Here is a 19894-nt window from a genome sequence, read left to right as displayed (position 1 = left end):
CCGATCGCCGGTCAGAGCCGTGGCCGGTGCGCGTCGGACGGGTGGGACCTGTCGTAGGGGCGGGGGTAACTCGCGGGCACGTACGGGACATAGCGAGCCGCGGACGACGGATCGGCTTGCACGGCACGGGAGTTGAGGTCCGCGGGATCGCTGTCGCGCCAGTGCCCGTGGGTGATCCGGTCCTCCAGGGTGTGCAGGGCGGCGATCTGCTCGCCCGGGCTGAACGTGCAGTGGCCCGCGTTGTCGACGTAGCGCTGGCGCAGCAGGGGCGTCGAGCCCGCGGCCGTGGCGGCCCGGCGGTAGGCGCTCTCGGACTGCACCGGGATCAGTGCGTCCCCGGTGGTGTGGATGTTCAGCTGGGGCTTGGTGAGACGGCCGGTGAAGGTGCTGGTCCGGCTCATCCACCGGACGGCCTTCGCGTCGGCGCGGACGCGTGGGGCCTTGTCGAGGGCGTTGAGGTCGGACCTCAGGGACAGGCCCGCCTTCGCGTACAGCTCCTCGACCTCCTTGAGGTAGGGCGAGCGCTGGAGCAGGGCGCGGTAGTCGACGCCGGTGTTCCACGCCATGCTGCCGCCCGCCCGCGACTCGGCCTCCTGTCGCCAGACGAAGGCGGGGAACCGCACCAGCCCCACGACGGCCTGGTACTGCCCGCTCTGCTGTGCGTCCCAGTCGGTGGGGGCGGGCCGGGGCTGTGAAGGGTCGTTCCAGCCGGGGATGTTGTGCAGGGCCGCGGCGAGCGCGATGCGGGCCCGGCCCTCGGGGGTCCGCTGCGCCCCGGTGACCACGCCGGTCATCGCGTCGGACGCCTCGGTCGCGGCGGCCTGGCTCGGCAGCCGGGTCAGGGGGATGTCCGAACCGGGGGCGAGGAGTGTCCTGAGCGCGAAGACGGGGTCCAGCGTGCTGTTCCAGTTGGCGACCCCGCCCTGCACCAGCCCGCACATCGACAACGAGCCGGCGAGGCGCGACGCGTGACGCTCCGCCAGGGCGGTGGTGACCAGGCCGCCGTAGGAGGTGCCCCAGGCCAGGGTGCGTCCGGCGCGGCCGAAGCGGGCCGTGAACGCGTCGAGGGTGGCCAGCTGGTCGGGCACGGCCTCGGTGACCGCCCAGCCGCTGGTGGCGTAGGAGGACCCGATCAGGGCGTAACCCTGGTGCAGCAGAAGGGACTTGGTGGTGTCGTCGGGCGCGTTGCGGGCCGGGTTGGGGGCGCCTGCCGGGGTGTAGCCGTGGCTGTAGAGGAGGACCGTGCCGTTCCAGTCGGCCGGTACGTCCATGAGGTAGGTCGCTCCGGAGGGCAGCCGGCCCTCGACATGCACGTCCTCGGTGGCGGCGTGGGCGGCCGGGGCGACGGGGGCGGCGAGCAGCAGTGCCGCGACGGCGACGAGCGTACGGGTGCGGATGCGGTGCATCACGAGACGTGGGCTCCTTGGCGCAGTCCGTTTTTCCTGCGGTCGGGGGGACTGACACCGCGAAACTAGGCGTGTACATTGCGGGCGTCAATGATGTGCACAACATCAATGGGCGGGTCGTGAGGTGTCTGACCCCTCGTCAGGAGGGCTCCATGCGAAGGCGCATGCTCGGACTTGCCGTGGCGGTGATGACCCTCGCGGGTGCCGCCGGATGCGGATCGTCGGACTCCGGCAGCGGGGGCTCGTCGTCCGACGGCGGCGGGAAGAAGATCCAAGTGACCGTCGGGGTCATCCCCATCGTCGACGTGGCACCGCTCTATCTGGGGCAGAAGAAGGGGTTCTTCGCCGACCGCGGGATCGAGCTGAAGACGGTCACCGCGCAGGGCGGGGCGGCCATCATTCCCGGGGTGGTGAGCGGCCAGTTCCAGTTCGGCTTCAGCAACACCACCTCCCTGATGCTCGCGCAGACCAAGGGCGTTCCGGTGAAGTCGGTGGTGAACGGGGCCGCGTCCAACGGCAAGGTGGGGGCCGACGTCACCGCGGTCCTCGTGAAGAAGGACAGCCCCGTCAAGTCGGCGAAGGACCTGGCCGGGCGCACGGTCGCGGTCAACACCCTCCAGAACATCGGGGACACCACGGTCCGCGAGTCGGTGCGCAAGGACGGCGGTGACCCGGCGAAGGTCAAGTTCGTCGAGATCCCCTTCGACCAGATGCCGGCCGCGCTGGACGGCGGACGCGTGGACGCCGCCTGGATGGGCGAGCCGGCCCAGACCGTCGCCAAGGCGCAGGGCGCCCGGGTCATCGCCTCGCCGTTCGCCGAGACCGACCCGAAGCTGACGGTCGCGACCTGGTTCACCTCCGCGAAGGTCACCCAGCAGAACCCGGCGCTGGTGAAGAACTTCACCGAGGCGATGACGGAGTCACTCCAGTACGCCACCGGCCACCCGGACGAGGCCCGGCAGATCCTCACGACCTACACCAAGATCAGCGGCGATGTGCTGAGCGGGCTCATCCTCCCCAGCTGGCCTGCCCAGGTCGACACGGCCTCCCTGGAGAAGCTCGCCGCCCTCGGTGAACAGGACGGCATCTTCGGCGGCAGGAAGCCGGACATCCCGGCCCTGTTCTCCTGACCGGCCGGTCAGGCCTTCGGGCGTCGGCCGCTGCGGCGGGGGGCGGGCTCGGCGCCGTCGAGCAGGGTGCGGCGGCGCTCCTCGCCGTGCTCCTCCACCTGGAGGACGACCTGCCGCAGCCCCTCCGCGAGACCCCGGCACTCCGCGTCGCTGAGGCCGGCCGTCACGAAGGCCTCCTCCTCGTTGAACGCCGGGAACACCCGCTGCATCAGCTCCTCGCCCTGGCCGGTGAGGCGCAGCAGCACCAGACGTCCGTCGGTCGGGTGCCCGGAGCGGCTCAGCAGTCCGCGCGACTCCAGGGTGCGGGCCACGCCGGTCAGGGTGCCCTTGGAGATCCCGGCCTCCTCGGCGACATGCCGGGTCTCCGACTCGCCCCACACCCACACCACCCAGAGCACGACGAACGCGGTCCACGTCAGGTCGGAGCCGCGCAGCACCGAGTTCTCCAGGTGCTGGCGCACCGCGGAGGCGGCCCGGTAGATGTTCGCCACGGCCGCCATCTGCTCCCGGCGGATCGGGAACCCGCCGAGCTTCTCGGCCGCGAGCTTCTCGGCTTGGGTGATGGATCGCTGGCCGGGCACGGGCGGCTCCTTCGTCGGGCGCAGGTCGTTCGGGCTCAAATTCTAGTCGGGGCCACGGCAGGGGGACCGGGCGTGAGAGCTGTCGCCCTATGAGCCCTGCCCGTGGTGGGCCGGTCGCGCGGCCCAGAGGTCCGTGTCCCAGTCCAGGAGCCGGGCGAGTTCCTCGTCCGGGGCGGGCCGGGGGGCGGTCGACGGGGTGTGGGTGCCCCGGGAGATGTTGCCGCTGACCGTGATGTTGTGCTCCACCCGGGGACGGCGGAGTTCCTCGTACAGGGCCAGGGCGCTGTCCGTGTCCGGCGCGTCCCGCAGGGACTTCGCGAGGACGACGGCGTCCTCCAGGGCCATCGAGGCACCCTGGCCGGTCGCGGGGGAGGCCGCGTGCGCGGCGTCGCCGATGAGCAGGGTCCGGCCGGAGCGCCAGGGCGTGCCGGTGGGGATCTCGGTGGCGTTGGTGACCATGAGGTCCTCATCCGTGGCCGCGACCAGGTCCGCGGCCGGGCCGGCGTCCGCACGGAGCAGGGGCAGCAGCAGCTCGCGCCAGTGGGCGGGGGTGCCCTGGGCCAACTCCTCGGCGGTCAGCGGATCTCCGTTCACTCTGGCGAACCAGTACGTCTCGCCGTCGGGCGACACGGCGTAGCCGAAGGCGGCCCCGCTGCCGCGGACCATGGTGATGCACGCCTCCGGGCCGGAGGGAGCCGCGGCGCGTGTGTAGCCGTAGAAGACGTACTGGCCGGAGGGGAACGGCCGCGTCGTGGGCGAGATCGACCGGCGCACGACGGAGTGCAGGCCGTCGGCGCCGATCAGCAGGTCGCCGCTCGCGGTGCCGCCGTCGGTGAAGCGCGCGGTGACGCCGTCCGGGCCGTCCTCGACCGACGTGAGGCGGGCGCCGTGCCGCACGGGGATGCCCCGGCGGGCGGCCTCTGTCTGGAGCGCGGTGTTGAGCTCCCCGCGACGCAGGCACCGGTAGGTGAGCAGGGGGTCCGAGACCTCGCCCATGGGCGCGTGCGCCAGTTCGGTGGCCCGGTCGTCCAGGAGCCGCAGCGAGGTCAGCGGGAAGCCGACCGCCGTGACCGCCGCCGAGGCGTCCAACTGGGCCAGCGCGCGCATGCCGTTGCTCGCCAGGGTGAGGAACGCGCCGATGTCCTCGGCCGAGTCCGGATGAGCCTCGTGCACCTCGGCCTCGAAGCCCGCCTTGTGCAGCGCCAGGGCCGTCGCCGTACCGGCGACACCGCCGCCGATGACCAGTACGCGTGCCACACCCACCCCGTTCGTCCCGCGTCCGCCCGCACGGCCGTACGGGCATGAGAGGAACGACCGGCCGGGCGCGCGGGTTCCGTGCACAGCGCAATGCCGGTCGGGCCGAGCGGGTTGCGCTCACGGCCCGATGCCGGTCGTGCCGAGCGGCATTGGGTGCACAGCACGACGCCGGTCGTACCGCCCCTGAGAGGGGTCACGGCACGACCGGCGTGCGGTCGGCTCCTGCGGGTGGGCTCACGCCCAGCCCGGTCGGATCGCTGCGGGTGGGCTCACTCGCCGCCCGGTCGGTTCCCCGCGCGTCGGCTCACGCGCCGCTCTCCCGCAGCATGTCCTCGCGCTCGACGAGCTTGACGCGCTCACGGCCCTGCGGCTCGCCCAGCGCCTTCTCGGCGGCGTCGAGCTTGTACCAGCCCTCCCAGGTGGTGAAGCGGACGTTGCGCTCGGCGAGGAACGCGTCCACGGCCTCCGGCTCGGGCGAACCCGGCGTCTGGAGACGGTCGTTCGCGAAGTCGTCCAGGAGGTTCGACACCGTCTCGTTGGCGTCGCCCTTGGTGTGGCCGATCAGGCCCACCGGGCCGCGCCGGATCCAGCCGGTGACGTACGTCGACTGGAGGTGCTCGCCGCTCTCCTGCATGACCCGGCCACCCTCGTCCGGGACCGTGCCCGAGTCGATGTCCCAGGGCAGCTTGGGCAGCTTGTCGGAGAGGTAGCCGACCGCGCGGTAGACCGCGGAGACGTCCCAGTCCTTGAACTCGCCGGTGCCCTTGACGTTGCCGGTGCCGTCCAGGGCGGTGCGCTCGGTGCGCAGGCCGACGACCTTGCCGTCCTCGCCGAGGATCTCGGTGGGCGACTCGAAGAAGTGCAGGAACAGCTTGTGCGGACGGTCGCCCACATCGCGGATCGCCCAGTTCTCCAGGGTCTTGGCGACCATGTCGGCCTGCTTGTTGCCACGCCGGGTCTCGATCGAGCCCTCGTCGTAGTCGATGTCCTCGGGGTCGACGATGACCTCGATGTTGGGGGAGTGGTCCAGCTCCCGCAGCTCCATCGGGGAGAACTTCGCCTGCGCCGGGCCGCGGCGGCCGAAGACGTGGACCTCCAGCGCCTTGTTGGCCTTCAGGCCCTCGTGGACGTTCGGCGGGATCTCCGTCGGCAGCAGCTCCTCGGCCGTCTTGGCGAGGATGCGGGCCACGTCGAGCGCCACGTTGCCGACGCCCAGCACGGCGACCTTCTCGGCCTCCAGGGGCCAGGTGCGCGGCACGTCCGGGTGGCCGTCGTACCAGGAGACGAAGTCGGCGGCGCCGTAGGAGCCGTCGAGCTCGATGCCCGGTATGCGCAGCTCGCGGTCCGCGGTCGCGCCGGTGGAGAAGATCACCGCGTCGTAGAAGGCGCGCAGGTCGTCCAGGCTGATGTCGGTGGGGTAGTCGACGTTGCCGAAGAGGCGGATCTGCGGCTTGTCGAGCACCTGGTGCAGGGCCGTGATGATGCCCTTGATCCGGGGGTGGTCAGGGGCCACGCCGTAACGGATCAGCCCGAACGGAGCCGGCATCCGCTCGAAGAGGTCGATGGAGACACCGGGTTCGGCGGCCACGTCGGACTTGAGCAGCGCGTCGGCCGCGTAGATCCCGGCGGGGCCGGCTCCGACGATGGCTACCCGCAGGGGGCGCGGCATGATCAGGTTCCCTTCGAGCGGTGACAGATCGACTCGGGGGAAGCCTAAGCTAAGGCAAGCCTAAGTGGGTACGCGGGTCCGGTCTATGGGCTCATAAGGTCCGTTTATGGGCGAGGCCGGCGATCGACGAGGGCTACGGCAGCGGCTGTTCCGTCCAGATCACCTTGCCCGCAGGGGTGTACCGGGTGCCCCAGCGCTCGCTGAGCTGGGCCACCAGGAAGAGCCCGCGGCCGCCCTCGTCGGTCATCGCCGCGTACCGCAGATGCGGTGAGGTGCTGCTGCTGTCGAAGACCTCGCAGATCAGGGAGCGGTCGAGGAGCACCCGGACCCGGATGGGATCGCCGCCGTAGCGGATCGCGTTGGTGACGAGCTCGCTCAGGATCAGCTCCGTGGTGAACTGAAGTTCGTCCAGCCCCCACAGGGACAGCTGACGTGACACGGACGCCCGGAGATCCGACACGGCCGCGGGGTCGCCGGGGACCTGCCACTCGGCGATCCGCTCCGCCGCCAGCGCCCGGGTGCGCGCCACGATCAGGGCGATGTCGTCGATGGCCCGGGACGGCGGCCGCGCGTCCAGCACGGCCCGGCAGGTGTCCTCGGGGGACGGCCCGGACCGCTCCAGCGCCGCGCGCAGCAGCTCCAGACCCACGTCGATGTCGCGCTCCCGGTCCTCCACGAGCCCGTCCGTGTAGAGCACCAGACGGCTGCCCTCGGCGAGTTCCAGGTCGGCCGTCTCGAACGGCAGGCCGCCGAGGCCCAGCGGCGGACCGGCGGGCACGTCGGGGTACTCGACGCTCCCGTCCGGGTGGACGAGGGCGGGCGGCGGATGGCCCGCGCGGGCGATCGTGCACCGCCGGGCGACCGGGTCGTACACGGCGTACAGGCAGGTCGCGCCGGTCACCGGGGAGTTGCCGCTCTCCTCCGCCTCGTCCTGGTCGATCCGGGCCACCAACTCGTCCAGCAGGGACAGCAGTTCGTCGGGCGGCAGATCCAGGGCGGAGAAGTTGTGCACCGCGGTGCGCAGCCGGCCCATGGTGGCCGCCGCGTGCAGCCCGTGCCCCACCACGTCACCGACCACCAGCGCGACCCGGGCACCGGACAGCGGCAGTACGTCGAACCAGTCGCCGCCCACCCCCGCCTGCGCGGGCAGGTACTTGTAGGCGATGTCCAGGGCGTCCTGCTCGGGCAGCCGGCGCGGCAGCAGACTGCGCTGGAGCGTCACCGCCATGGTGTGCTCGCGGGTGTAGCGGCGGGCGTTGTCGATGGAGACCGCGGCCCGCGTGACGAGCTCCTCGGCGAGGGCGACCTCCTCGGTGTCGAAGGGCTCCGGCTTCTCCGAGCGCCAGAAGCTGACCGTGCCGAGCACGAGGTTGCCGGCCCGCAGGGGGACGGCGATCAGCGAGTGGATGCCGTACTCCATGACCTGGGCGGAGCGCTCCGGGTCCTGCGCGTGCCAGCCGGTGGCCTCGGCGAGCCGCGGCTCCAGGACGGCCTTGCCGCTGCTGATGCCCCGGGCCTGCGGAGCGGAGTCGACCAGGGGAATGCGCTCGCCGACCTTGTACAGCGGGGCGTCCTCGCGGATCCCGCTGAGCGCGGCGCGGCGCAGGGTGGTCGCCTCCTCCGGCTCGCCGCCGCTGAGCACCGGGTCGAACAGGTCCACGGTGACGAAGTCCGCGAACCGCGGCACGGCCAGCTCGGCCAGCTCCTCGGCGGTACGGGTCACGTCCAGGCTGGTGCCGATGCCCACCGTGGCGTCGTACAGCATGTCCAGGCGCTCACGGGCGACCTCGGCACGCCCGGACAGGGCACGCAGCTCGGTGGAGTCGCGCAGGGTGGCGACGCTGCCGGGCGGGCCGCCCTGGATGTCGGTGGGCCGCTGGTTGACCGCGAGGAGCCGGTCCCTGACCCGGTGCACCTCGTCGGTGGCGACCCGTCCGGAGGCCAGCAGGCCCGCGATGTCGGCGGGCAGGTCGAGGTCGAGGACGTGCCGTCCCTCGGCGTCGGCCGGCAGGTCGAGGAGCCGGTGCGCCTCGTCGTTGGCGAGCAGCAGCCGGCCCTCGCCGCCGACGATCAGCACGCCCTCCCGTACGGCGTGCAGGACCGCGTCGTGGTGCTCGTACATGCGGGTCATCTCGTGCGGGCCCAGACCGTGCGTCTGGCGCAGCAGACGTCTGCTGACGAGGTAGGTGCCGCCCGTGGCGAGGGCGAGTCCCACGGCGGCGGCCATCAGGAGCAGCGGCAGCTGCTGGTTGGCGGTGCCGCCCACCTTGGCGGTGGTGATGCCCGCGGAGACCAGGCCCACGACCTTGCCGTCGGCGTCCTTGATCGGGACGACGGCCTGGACGAGCGGGCCGATGGTGCCGGTGATGTCCTCGGTGGTCACGCGCCCGGCCAGCGCGGGGCCGATGTCCCCGACGAACTTCTTGCCGATCCGGTCCGGCTTGGGGTGGGTGTAGCGGACCCCGTCGGTGTCCATGACGACGATGAAGTCCACGTCCGTCGCCCGGCGGGCCGCCTCGGCGCGCGGCTGGAGCACCGCCGACGGGTCGGGGCTCTGCAGGGCCTCCAGGGTGCCCGGCGCGTTGGCGAAGGCCTGTGCCACGGCGACGGAGCGGTTGCGGGCCTCCACGGTGCTGTCGTGCCGTACCTGGAGCACCAGTGCCACCACCGCGGCTACGACGAGCAGCAGGACGATCACCACTTGCAGGACGAACACCTGTCCGGCCACGCTGCGCCCGCCGACCGCTGCCCGCAGCGGCCCCCGCCGGTTCCGGGCCCCGTCGCGCTCCACCCGGGTCGGTGAACTGCCCCGCGCCGGGCCCTCGTCCCGGTCGTGAGTCCGGTCGGGTGTCTGCGGTGGGCGGCGACCGTCGGGGCGACGGGCCGACCCGCCCCCGGAACGGCCCGGGAGTCGGACCATGTGCCCATGTCTACACTGCCGCGCCGCAGGAGGCGAGGGGCGTCACAAGGTGTGACAGAACAGCGACAGAGCCTTCGACATGTGCACGCAGAGCGACGTCGGGCGGGCGCGACGTGGGTGAGGGGCCGGGCCCCAAGGGGGACCTGAGTGGGCTCCGGTCGGGGGTGTCCCGCGTACTCAGTGCGACCCGGCCGCGGGCGCCCCGCGTCGCGTCGCGAGGAGGAGGGCGATGTCGTCGGGGCGGTCGGTGGCGTGCCGGGCGGTCGCCGTCAGCCGGTCCGCGACGCCCGCCAGGAACCGCTGGCCCGGACGGGCGGGCGCCCCGGCCTTCGCCAGTGCCACCCGCAGCGCGGTGATCCCCTCGTCGATGTCGTGGCCGGGCCGCTCCACCAGCCCGTCCGTGTAGAGCGCGAGGACCGCGCCGGGGTCCACCTGGAACTCGGAGACCGGATAGCGGGCCCGCGGGTCCACCCCGAGCACCACCCCGCCGGGCAGGTCCAGGACCCGGGTACGGCCGTCGGCCTGGCGCAGCAGCGGGGGCGGGTGTCCGGCGCGGGCCGCGCGGGCCAGCCCGGTGGCGGGATCGAGGCGGATGTAGCAGCAGCTGGCGAAGAGCCCGGGGTCGAGGTCGATCAGGAGGTGGTTGGTGCTGCTCATGACCTCGTCCGGGGACCGGTCGCCCAGCGCGAAGGCCCGGACCGCGCTGCGCAGTTGGCCCATGGTGGCCGCCGCCTGCACACCGTGCCCCTGGACGTCCCCGATGACCAGCGCCAGCCCGCCGCCGGACTCGACCACGTCGTACCAGTCCCCGCCGACGTCCATCCCCGCGGTGCCGGGCAGATAGCGGCCCGTGGTCTCCAGCTGCGGGTGCGCCGACAGCCGGCGGGGCAGCAGGACCTGCTGGAGGCCCCGGGCGAGCGCGGTCTCCGACTCGTAGCGCTGTGCCTTCTCCATGGCGTGGGCGATGAGTCCGGCCAGCGCGGTGAGCACCGTGCGTTCCTCGGTGGAGAAGCTGCGGGGCCGGTCGAAGCCGAGGATGCAGGAACCGACGGACCGGCCGGAGGCGATCAGCGGCAGGAAGGCCCGCGCACCCTCGGCCGCGTCCAGGGCGATCCCGGGGTACGCGGCCGTCAGCTGCTCCATCGAGTCGAAGAACAGCGGCCGGCCGCTGGTGAGGGTCTCCACACCGGGGAGCCTGGTCTCCAGGCCCACGCCGTCGAAGGGCGAGAGGAAGCCCTTGGGGAAGCCGGTCTCCCACTCCAGGTACAGATGGCGGTCCTGGAGCAGGTAGATCGCGAGCCTGCGGCCACCGAACGCCGGGAGCAGCTCCCGCATCACCACGGCGGACACCTGTCGGACGGTGACGGCCTCGTTCAGCGCGATGGCGAGGGCGATCGGCCGGTACAGGGGTGCCAGGGGGCTCCCGCCGGCCTCGGCCGACTCACCGTCCCCCCGCGCGGCAGGACTGTCCGCCACCCCGCTCGCGGGCCGCACGGTGCAGGTCAGCCGGTCGGGCCCCGGGTACACGGACACCGCCAGCCAGTCGCCCTCGTACGGCTGGGGGGCGGGCTCGGTGTGCTGCGGTGACGGCACGGACGGCGGCGGTTCGCTGTGCGGGGCGGGGGCGGGCTGATCGTGGTTCTGGGTGGGGGCGGGTTGATCGTGGTTCTGTGCGGGGGCGGGTTGCTCGTGGTTCTGCGCGGAGGCGGGCTGATCGTGGTTCTGGGCGGGGGCGGGCTGATCGGTGTCCCGGGGCCGTGGCTCGGAGTCGCCGCCCGTGGTGGCCGGCTGCCCTTCCTCGTCCCCCGCGCTGGGCCCGGCTTCCTGCGTCGGCCGGTTCGGCCCGGGTTCCGGCGTCGGAGGCCGTTCGAGATGGAAGTGGACCGGGTCCGGGGCCAGCAGGGCCGCACGCAGGTGGTCCTCGAAGTCGGGGCGGCCCAGCCAGGGCACGGCCTCCCACAGGTCACGGCCGACCAGCTCGGCGCGGGGGCGGCCGAGGAGCTCCGCGGCGCGCGGATTGGCGTAGACGACCAGGCCCAGCCGGTCGAGGCAGAACACTCCGTCGGGAAGCAGGTCCGCGGCGGAGTCGGCGGTGGGGGCGGGCCCCGGCGCCACGACGACGCCCCGGACCTCGGGGGCGGCGGGCGGCTCGTAGGCGTTCCACAGGTCCAGCAGCCGCAGTTCGCCGTCCGCGTCCCGCAGGTAGAGCGGCAGCGCGGGCGGGCGACCGGCGGCGGTGTCGCGCAAGGTCCCCAGGATGCGGTGGGCGTCGCTGGGGGCCACGGCGTCGGCGAAGGCCTCGGCGGTGCCGGGGAACTCGCTCGGCGGCACGCCGAGGAGGGTGTGCAGATCCTCGTCGAGAGTGATGGCGGTGGTCGAGGGGTCCCAGGCGAAGCGGCCGACGCGCCCCACGGAGGTGGACGCGGTCGGCGGCCGCAGATACATCGGCTCACCGTCCCAGGCGACCTGGTCGGGGTCCTGCTCCTCCAGGACACGCAGCGCCGCACCCAGCTCCTGGGCGAGCCGCACCACGCGGTCGCGCCCGGAGAGCACCTCGGCCGCGTCGGCGACGGCCGGGCGCAGCACGGTCAGCACGCCGTACGTCGTGGAACCGCTGACGACCGGTACGTAGAGCGAGCCGAAATGGAAGGGCAGGCCGGCCGCGAACTGCGGATAGCGGCGCATGGTCTCGGTGGCGTTCGGCAGGATCACCTGGACGCCCAGCCGGTAGGCGTCCGCGACGGGGAAGGGGCGGTCGACGTGCATCCGCCACCAGGGGCGGAACAGGGGACCGGGCAGGCCGGACAGGACGGCGAGCCTGAGCAGTCCGGGCGTGCGGGAGCGCAGATAGACCCCTCCGGCGTGGCCGCCGGCCGCACTGATCGCCTCGGTCGAACTGTCGATCAGCAGCGCCGCCAGCCGCCCGGCCGTGGGCTGTGCCTCCTTGACGCTCCCAGTCATCCGGCCCTACCTCGTCCGTGCGCCGTCCCGCGGGCGACACAGCAAGAATGCGCCACCAGGCCACCGACCCGCACCCGGGCGGCCCATATGTATACCTCGATCACCCCGCTGGACAACTGTCGGTCAGACTCTTAGATTGACTGTCCAGATCTGGACAGCTAGTCCAATCGAGTGGCGGCGGGGCGGTGGGCGGACATGCGAGGCGCGTCGTCGAGGGTGCGGACCGGCACCGCGTCGCCGCGGCCGATGATCGTCCTGGCCCTCGGTCGTATGTTCCTGGGGTGGCAGGTGGACCGCCGGGGCCACATCGCCCCTTTCCCGAGGACGGACCCTCCGCGTGACTCCCGACAACCACCCCGTGGCCGCCGACCGGCTCACCCTGGCCGACCCCGACACCCCGTTCGCGGTCGTCGACGTGCGCCGGACCCGGCGCAACATCGGGCGACTGGCCGCCAGGGCCGACCGGCTCGGCGTCGCCCTGCGCCCGCATGTGAAGACGGCCAAGAGCCTCGACGTCGCCGCCCTGCTGCACGAGGGCGCGAAGCCCTGCCCGGTGACCGTCTCCACCCTGGCCGAGGCGGAGGCGTTCGCCGAGGGCGGGTACAACGACATCACCTACGCCGTGGGCATCGACCCCCACAAACTGCCGCGTGTCCTCGCCCTGTCGCGGCGCGGGGTGACCTTGCGCGTGCTGCTGGACAGCACGGAACAGGCGGAGTTCGTCGCCGACGCGTCCCGCCGGGCGGCGATCCCGGTGCCGGCCCAGATCGAGATCGACTGCGACGGCCACCGCGGCGGTCTCAGGCCTGACGCCCCCGAGCTTCCCGGGATCGGCCGCGTCCTGCACGAAGCGGGCTGCCTGGACGGGGTGCTGACGCACGCCGGGGAGTCGTACTTCGCCCCCACCGCCGAGGACCAGCGGCTGGCCGCGCTGAACGAACGGGACAGCGCCGTCGCCGCGGCCGGACGACTGCGCTCGGCCGGCCTGCCCGTGGCCACCGTCAGCGTCGGCTCCACCCCGACCGCCCACGCCGCCGAGGACCTCACCGGCGTCACCGAACTGCGCGCCGGCAACTACGTGTTCTTCGACCTGGTGATGGCCGGCCTCGGCGTCTGCGACCTCGACGACCTCGCCCTGTCGGTCGTCGTCACGGTCATCGGTCACCGCCCCGAGTACGGCTGGATCGTGACCGACGGCGGCTGGATGGCCATGTCCCGCGACCGCGGCACCGCCGCCCAGGCGCAGGACCAGGGATACGGCCTCGTCGCCGACCTCTCCGGCGCACTCCTGCCGGGCCTGGTCATGACGGCCGCGAGCCAGGAGCACGGCACCCTCACCGCCCGCGAGGGCGTCCCCCTCCCTGACCTGCCCATCGGCACCCGCCTGCGCATCCTGCCCAACCACGCCTGCGCCACGGCGGCTCAGCACCGCGGCTACCACGTCGTCGACGGCTCCCGGCCGACCGGCGAGGCGCCCGCTGTGGCGGGGTTCTGGAACCGGGTCAGCGGCTGGTGACCCACCGGCGGAACCGGACGGGCCAGTCGTCCGGACGGGCGAGGTGTCCATAAGCCTTGGCTTATATAAGCGCCGGGTGGCATAGTGGGTCGCGTGCACGCGTTCGACGTACTAGGAGATCCGGTCAGGCGCCGGATACTGGAACTGCTCGCCTCGGGGGAGCAGGCGTCGGGCGAGGTCAGTGCCGTGATCCGGGACGAGTTCGGGATCTCCCAGCCGGCCGTCTCACAGCACCTCAAGGTGCTGCGGGACAGCGGCTTCGCCTCCGTCCGCGCCGACGGCAACCGGCGGCTCTACGCCGTCGACGCCGCACCGCTGAGGGAAGTGGACGCCTGGCTGGAGCGCTTCCGCGGTTTCTGGGACCAGCGGCTCGACGCGCTCGGCACGGAACTCGCGCGCGGTAAGCGGGAGCGCAGACGGCAAGGAGAGATGAGCCGAGATGAGTGAGATCGCCGACGAGATCAACCGACTGCACCGACGGGTCGGCACCCGGCAGGTCGAGACCGGCGAGGCCCGGACCGTCCTGCTGCGCCGCACCTACGACGCGGAGATCGCCGACGTGTGGGACGCGGTGACCTCCCCCGAACGCATCGCGCGCTGGTTCATGCCGGTCACCGGCGAGTTCAAGGTCGGCGGCCGCTACCAGCTGGAGGGCAACGCCGGTGGCGAGATCCTCGAGTGCGTGGAACCCGAGCGGCTGAGGGTGAGCTGGCTGTTCGGCCCCGACCCGGGGTTCAGCGAGGTCGAGGTGCGTCTCACGCCCGAGGACGGGGAGCGGACCGTCCTCGAACTCGAGCACGTGTCGGTCGTACCGGAGGGGTTCTGGGACCAGTTCGGCCCCGGTGCCGTCGGCGTCGGCTGGGACCTCGGGCTGTACGGACTGCGGCTGCACCTCGCGGGCCGCGGGCTCAGCAAGGAGAAGGCCGCGACCTGGCACACCACACCCGACGGCCGTGCTTTCATCACCGGCTCCGGCGAGAGCTGGGGCGAGGCCTACGCCGCCTCCGGCGCTGACGCCGGGACAGCCGCCAGGACGACGGCCGCGACGATCGCGTTCTACACCGGAACCGAGGCCTGACGGGCGCGTGGCGGCGATGGGGGAAGCCGTGTCGACCTTCGACTTCGAGGAGCACTGCCAGGCGATCGTCGCCCAGACCCGCCTCCTCGCCGACCACGCCGAGGGCGCCGACCTCACCGCGCCGGTGCCCACCTGCCCCGGCTGGCACCTCGGCCGGCTGCTGCGGCACGTGGGCGGCGACCACCGCTGGGCGGAGGAGATCGTACGGACCCGGGCCACACGGCCGATCGACGACGAGCAGGTCAACGACCCGGCCGCCCATGCCCACCTCGACGACCGGAGCCTCGGCGACTGGCTGGTGGAGGGCGCCGACAGGCTGGCCGGGAGCCTCCGGGCGGTGGGCCCCGACGTGCGGGTGTGGACGCCCGCCGACGAGGAACTGGTCGAGCAGTCCACTGGGTTCTGGGCCCGCCGCATGGCCTACGAGACCCTGCTGCACCGCGCCGACGCGGCCCTGGTGACCGGCGCGGAGTTCGTGGTCGACGAGCGGCTCGCGGCGGACGCCGTGGAGGAATGGCTCCTGTTCTCGACCGTCCCCGAGGCCTACGAGCCCCAGCCCGGCGTACCCGACCTGCTCGGAACCGGGCGGGCCCTGCGCTTCGACGCGGGAACGGCGGGGGAGTGGCTGCTCGACCTCGGCGGAGAGCGACCGCGATGGCGGCGAGGCGGCGGGGTGGCCACGGCGAGCGTCCGCGGACCCGTGACCGACCTGCTCCTCTTCCTCTACGACCGCCCCGCGCCCGGTGTCAGGACGCGAGGCGACTCACGGCTGCTGGATCTGTGGCTCGAACGCACCCGGTTCTGGCTGGAGGCCTAGCGGGAGATGTTCCGGCTGAGGGCCCGGCGTGAGAAGTCCTGGCTGGGGGGCGGCGCGAGAAGTCCTGGCTGAGGGCCTGGCGGGAGAGGCGCCGGTGTGGCCGAGACCACGTGCCCTACGAGGTCGGAGCCATGTCGTCCTCCCCGGCCCGCGGGCTACCGTTTCGGCCAGACCCCCCTTCCACCGGCAATTCGGGCGGCCCGGCAGTGCATGCAGATCTCTCCCCGGTCATCGCGGCGACCGCCCACTGGCTGAACCGCGCCTATCCGCCCTCGGGCGGCGCGCTGGCCGCCGCGCTGTGCGAGGTGCAGGCCCGGCAGGCCGTGACGGTCGCCGCGTGGCTGCGCTATCCGACGGCGATGGACGCCGCACTGCTCGGCACGGCGGGCCCGGGCGGCGCCGCCCGCCTCGACTGGGTCACCGGCGCGGACGCCCACGACGACCGGGACGGCGAGGAGCACGCCTGGCGGACCTGGGTCGACGAGGTCGTGGCCAGCTGGGCGGCCTGTCTGCTCACCGATCCCGAACTGGCCCGACTGGCGGTGACCGAGGTCGCCGCCGGGGGCGAGCACACGACGGCCACACCGGCCGCGTTCCGCCGCCTGCTCACCCCCGACGCCACGGACCGCCGCGCGGCGGCCCTGCTCAGGCACCCGGACCTGCTCGCGCCGGTCGCCGGACTGCACCGAACCCAGCTGCTGGCGCGGCTGGGTTCGGACGAGGCACTCATCGCCTGAGGACCCACGCCCCTCAGTGGAGGAACGCCTGAGGGGCCCGTGCCGCTGAGTGAGGGAACGCCTGAGGGGCCTGAGCCGTGGACGTCAGTCCTCCTTGCCGCGGCCCGAGAGCGCGTCCCGCAGCCGGTCGACCAGCCCGGCGCCGGGAGCCAGCAGCTTGTTCGCCGGAGGAGTGTCCGGGGCCGACGGATGCGGGCGGGTCGGCGCCATCTTCTTGGCACGGCGCACCTTGTCGCCCAGGTCGTCCAGCTCCTTCTCCGAACAGGCGACCCGCAACTGCGGGAAGAGGGTCTGCTCCTCCTCGGCGATGTGCGAGCGGACCTCGCTCATCAGCTCCCCCACGAGCCGGTCGAACTCGGGGTCGTCCGCAGCGCAGCCCTCCAGGTCCTTCATGAGCTGCTCGGCCGTGGAGTGGTCCTCGATCTCCCGGTCCGCCATGGTGTTGCCGTTGACCAGATGTTCCCGTACCGCCGGGTACAGGTACTCCTCCTCGGCCACCGAATGCCGGATCAGCTCCATGGTGGCCTGGTCGGCGTACACCTTCCGCTTCTTGTCGCCGGGCGGCAGCGCCTCGATCTTCCCGAACAGTTCCTCCACCTCACGGTGATCGGTCACCAGCTCGTCGATGACGTTTCCTCCGTGTCCCATGTTCATCACCTCCGGCCCCCGAGTGCCCGGGGTCGCACCCCTTATTCCTGGTCTTGTTCCTGGTCACAGGCTCGTCAGCAGCTGCGGGGACAGTTGTTTGACCATGGTGTCGCTCCAGCGCAGCTGCCGCAGCGTCTGCGGATGGCACGCCGACACCAGGCTGAGCAGCCGCTCGTCCCGGCTCGCCTGAGCGGCCTGCGCGAGCATCTCCCAGTGCAGCGAGTTCTCTGTTGCGGCCAGATGCAGGGCGCGCAGGTCGTGCAGGAGGAGAAGAGCGCCCGGTCCGTCCGCGGGGAGGGGCTCGGGGATGTCGTCGTCGAGGCGCAGTCCGTCACCCGCGGCGAGTTCCGCGAGCCGTTCGGCGTGCTCGCGCGACCACGCCGCGAGGTCGGTGGCGACATGGTGGATCTCGTGCTCCTCGGCGTGCCGCTCGGCCGCGGTCGAGAGATCCCGGGCCAGCCGCCGCTCCCCGCGGTGCAGGGCGCGCAGGATGTGGGCGATGCCGTCCTTCATGAGCCGTCCTTCACGAGGCGTTTTTCTGAGCCGTCCTTCATGAGGCTTCCTTCATGACGTGCCCCCCGGCTCCGCCCGCCCCGGGGCCTCGCCGTAGCCGGGGTTCTGGGTCGCGTACGCCTGCCGGCCGCCCGCCGTGACCGGCGCCGCGTCGGGGTGTGCCGGGGCCGACGCCGTGGTGGTGGGGGCGGGTGCGTGCCGGCCGTCGGCGCGGGCGACGAGGGTGAGGTCCGCGGCCGCCGTCTTGAACAGGGGCTGCTTGGACGCGGGGTCCCAGTCGGTGATCGTCGTCTCGTTCGCGGCCCGCCCCGGGCCGCCCCTGTCCGGGCCGTCCCCTTCCTTGGTGTCCCAGTAGCCGTAGTGGAAGGGCACGAACAGCAGCCCCGGCCGGATGCCGGTGACCCGCAGCCGCCCCTCCAGGCCACCGCGCGGGGTGGTGACCTTCACCAGGTCGCCCTCGCCGAGCCCGAGCCGCTCCGCGTCCGCCGTGCTGATCTCCACCCATACGTCGGGCGCGGCCTCGTCGAGCTGTGCCACCCGCCCGGTCTTGGTGCGGGTGTGGAAGTGGTAGAGGGTCCGGCCCGTCGAGAGCTGGAAGGGGTACCGCTCGTCGGGCATCTCGTGCGGCTCGATGTAGGCGGCGGCCTTGAGCACGGCCTTGCCTTCCGGGTTGAGGGAGCGGTACTCCACCGGGTCCACGGCCGCGCCGGTCTCCAGGTCCTTGCCGTAGCTCTCGCAGTCGTCCGGGTGGGCCCAGGTGATGCCGTCCGTGTAGAGACGCGGGGTGCCGTCGGGCCGTGCCCCGGTGCAGGGCCACTGGATGCCACCGGCCTGGCGCAGGCGGTCGTAGGACAGGCCCGTGTAGTCGCAGGGCCGGCCCGCGCTGCACCGCTTCCAGGCCTCGAACGCCTCCTCGGGCTCCCGCCAGCCGATCAGCGGTCCGCCGTCCTTGTCGCGGAAGTCCATGCGCCGCGCGAAGTCGAGGAAGATCTCCAGGTCCGGCCGCGCCTCGCCGGGCGGCTCCACCGCCTGCTCGCAGAGGTGGACCGTCCGGTCGGCGTTGGTGATCGTGCCGGTCTTCTCGCCCCAGGTCGCGGCGGGCAGCACGACGTCGGCGAGCCGGGCGGTCTCCGTCAGGAACAGGTCCTGGACGACCGTGAAGAGCCGGTCCTGCGCCAACAGGGCGCGGATACGGGCCAGTTCGGGCAGGGACACCGCCGGGTTGGTGCCGCTGATCCACAGCATCCCGATCGAGCCCTGCTCGGCGTACCGGAACATCTGCATCGCGTGCGTGGGCGGCGCGAAGTGCGGGATCCGGTCCGGCTCCACGTTCCACACCCTCGCCAGGTCGGCGATGTGCTCGTCGTTCTGCCAGTTGCGGAAGCCCGGCAGGTCGCCGTCGGCGCCGCACTCGCGGGTGTTCTCCGCGCTGGGCTGTCCGTTCATCTGGAGCACGCCCGCGCCCGGGCGGCCCAGCATGCCGCGGATCAGGTGCAGGTTGTTGACCTGCACGGCCGCGGCGGTGGCCTGGTGCGCCTGGTAGACGCCCTGGAGGACCGTCGACAGCAGGGCCTCGGCCGTACCGACGAGTTCGGCCGCCTCGCTGATCCGCGCGGCCGGCACGTCACAGATGTCCGCGGCCCACTCGGGTGTGCAGGAGGAGACCCGCTCGGACAGTTCCTCGAAGCCGACGGTGTGGGCGTCGACGAAGTCGTGGTCGACCCGGTCGTGCCGGATCGTCTCGTGCAGCAGGGCGTTCAGGAGCGGCACGTTGGTGCCCACCCGCGGTGCCAGGTGCACGGCCGCGTGCCGGGCCGGCTGGGTCGGGCGGGGGTCCACGCACAGCAGGCGCGGCGGGTCGACGCTCGCCAGCCGGTCCAGGATCCGCGCCCACTGCGCGGTCTGGGTCTCGGCCATGTTGTGGCCGAACAGCGCGATCACGTCCGCGTGGTCGAGGTCGTCGAAGCTGCCCGGCTGGCCGTCGCAGCCGAACGACTCCTTCAGCGCCTCGGCCGCGGTCGCCGTGCACAACCGGGTGTTGCCGTCGAGGTGGTTGGTGCCGATGCCCGCCCGGGCCAGCACCGCGAGCGTGTAGTAGTCCTCCAGGAACAGCTGACCGCTGGTGTAGAACCCGATCGCGCCTGGTCCGCGCTCGTCGAGCAGTTCCCGGGTACGGCCCACCACCCGCTCCATCGCGGTGTCCCAGTCCGTCTCCACCAGGTGCCCGTCCCGCCGGACGAGCGGCCTGGTCAGCCGGTCCTGCGAGGCGTTCGCCTGCCAGCCGAACAGGTCCTTGGGCCCCAGCCTGCCGCGGTTGACCCGGTCCACCGCCCGTCCGCGCACCCCCGCCATCCGGCCGTCGACCACGGCGATGTCCATGGCGTCACCGCCGGAGTGCAGCAGCGAGGCCGCAGGCACCCACCGCTCGACCGCCCCCGGTTCCACGCCTTCCGCCAGGAAGGTGTCCACCCTCGCCGGCCAGGACCCGTGGCGTCGGTACGGCGTCCGGGCACCCCAGGGATCGGCGATCCGGTCCGCCTGCATAGCGGCCTCCTCGACGAGTCGCGCTGACCGCTCCTGAGTACCCCCGCCCCCGGGCCGGTAACGGTTGCCCTGGTGTAAGCCGCCCCGCTCGATGGAACCCGGACGGGTACGCGGAAC

The 19894-nt window shown here is 72.8% G+C and carries 15 protein-coding genes; 6 read left to right on the top strand and 9 right to left on the bottom strand.

Annotated features, from left to right (window positions below; all coding sequences use genetic code 11):
* Positions 1 to 11: 11 nt before the first annotated feature.
* On the bottom strand, positions 12 to 1406 hold the full coding sequence (locus AQJ54_RS21295) for an alpha/beta hydrolase family protein (RefSeq protein WP_062239708.1): 1395 nt from the start codon (positions 1404 to 1406) through the stop codon (positions 12 to 14).
* 152 nt (positions 1407 to 1558) lie between these two features.
* Between AQJ54_RS21295 and AQJ54_RS21290 the strand changes: the two genes are divergently transcribed.
* Positions 1559 to 2536, top strand: a complete 978-nt coding sequence (locus AQJ54_RS21290; protein ID WP_062239702.1) for an ABC transporter substrate-binding protein — start codon at positions 1559 to 1561, stop codon at positions 2534 to 2536.
* An 8-nt stretch (positions 2537 to 2544) separates the two neighbouring features.
* Here AQJ54_RS21290 and AQJ54_RS21285 read toward each other — a convergent pair whose 3' ends face one another.
* The 5 genes from AQJ54_RS21285 to AQJ54_RS21265 form a co-directional block, all read right to left on the bottom strand.
* Positions 2545 to 3117, bottom strand: coding sequence for a MarR family winged helix-turn-helix transcriptional regulator (locus tag AQJ54_RS21285; protein ID WP_062020146.1), 573 nt, complete (start codon positions 3115 to 3117; stop codon positions 2545 to 2547).
* Positions 3118 to 3204: 87 nt separating this feature from the next.
* Positions 3205 to 4374, bottom strand: coding sequence for an FAD-dependent oxidoreductase (locus AQJ54_RS21280; RefSeq protein ID WP_062240495.1), 1170 nt, complete (start codon positions 4372 to 4374; stop codon positions 3205 to 3207).
* 304 nt (positions 4375 to 4678) lie between these two features.
* Positions 4679 to 6043 carry an FAD-dependent oxidoreductase gene (locus tag AQJ54_RS21275; RefSeq protein ID WP_062020144.1) on the bottom strand — a complete coding sequence of 455 codons (1365 nt, stop codon included), beginning with the start codon at positions 6041 to 6043 and terminating at the stop codon, positions 4679 to 4681.
* A gap of 133 nt (positions 6044 to 6176) precedes the next feature.
* Positions 6177 to 8963: a SpoIIE family protein phosphatase gene (locus tag AQJ54_RS21270; protein WP_079069958.1), complete on the bottom strand. Its 2787-nt coding sequence runs from the start codon at positions 8961 to 8963 to the stop codon at positions 6177 to 6179.
* 177 nt (positions 8964 to 9140) lie between these two features.
* Positions 9141 to 11924: a SpoIIE family protein phosphatase gene (locus AQJ54_RS21265; protein ID WP_062239696.1), complete on the bottom strand. Its 2784-nt coding sequence runs from the start codon at positions 11922 to 11924 to the stop codon at positions 9141 to 9143.
* Between the two features lie 337 nt (positions 11925 to 12261).
* On the opposite strand from AQJ54_RS21265, the gene AQJ54_RS21260 reads away from it, so the two are divergent.
* From AQJ54_RS21260 to AQJ54_RS21240, 5 genes are all read left to right on the top strand, one after another.
* A complete protein-coding gene (locus AQJ54_RS21260) occupies positions 12262 to 13440 on the top strand; it encodes a DSD1 family PLP-dependent enzyme (protein ID WP_062239693.1) in 1179 nt (392 codons plus the stop codon).
* A gap of 84 nt (positions 13441 to 13524) precedes the next feature.
* Positions 13525 to 13887, top strand: a complete 363-nt coding sequence (locus tag AQJ54_RS21255; RefSeq protein ID WP_062020136.1) for an ArsR/SmtB family transcription factor — start codon at positions 13525 to 13527, stop codon at positions 13885 to 13887.
* Complete coding sequence (locus tag AQJ54_RS21250) at positions 13880 to 14518, top strand: SRPBCC family protein (protein WP_062239690.1); 639 nt, start codon at positions 13880 to 13882, stop codon at positions 14516 to 14518. The genes AQJ54_RS21255 and AQJ54_RS21250 overlap by 8 nt, the downstream gene beginning before the upstream one ends.
* A 28-nt stretch (positions 14519 to 14546) precedes the next feature.
* Entirely contained in the window at positions 14547 to 15335 is a 789-nt protein-coding gene (locus AQJ54_RS21245) for a maleylpyruvate isomerase family mycothiol-dependent enzyme (RefSeq protein WP_381004529.1), read from the top strand.
* Positions 15336 to 15541: 206 nt separating this feature from the next.
* Positions 15542 to 16072 (top strand): hypothetical protein, encoded by a 531-nt coding sequence (locus AQJ54_RS21240; protein WP_062239685.1) that lies wholly within the window; start codon positions 15542 to 15544, stop codon positions 16070 to 16072.
* Positions 16073 to 16156: 84 nt separating this feature from the next.
* On the opposite strand, the gene AQJ54_RS21235 is transcribed toward AQJ54_RS21240, so the two are convergent.
* From AQJ54_RS21235 to AQJ54_RS21225, 3 genes are all read right to left on the bottom strand, one after another.
* The gene (locus AQJ54_RS21235; protein WP_062240493.1) at positions 16157 to 16720 is read right to left on the bottom strand and encodes a hemerythrin domain-containing protein; all 564 of its coding nucleotides are present in this window, start codon (positions 16718 to 16720) and stop codon (positions 16157 to 16159) included.
* A 63-nt stretch (positions 16721 to 16783) separates the two neighbouring features.
* Positions 16784 to 17233: an ATP-binding protein gene (locus AQJ54_RS21230; protein ID WP_062239682.1), complete on the bottom strand. Its 450-nt coding sequence runs from the start codon at positions 17231 to 17233 to the stop codon at positions 16784 to 16786.
* A 51-nt stretch (positions 17234 to 17284) separates the two neighbouring features.
* Positions 17285 to 19777 carry a molybdopterin oxidoreductase family protein gene (locus tag AQJ54_RS21225; protein ID WP_062239679.1) on the bottom strand — a complete coding sequence of 831 codons (2493 nt, stop codon included), beginning with the start codon at positions 19775 to 19777 and terminating at the stop codon, positions 17285 to 17287.
* Positions 19778 to 19894: the final 117 nt, after the last annotated feature.

The organism is Streptomyces griseorubiginosus, assembly GCF_001514195.1.
GTDB lineage: Bacteria > Actinomycetota > Actinomycetes > Streptomycetales > Streptomycetaceae > Streptomyces > Streptomyces griseorubiginosus.
Note: the sequence above shows the minus strand (reverse complement) of the source record. Positions and strands in the feature narration are given on the sequence as shown.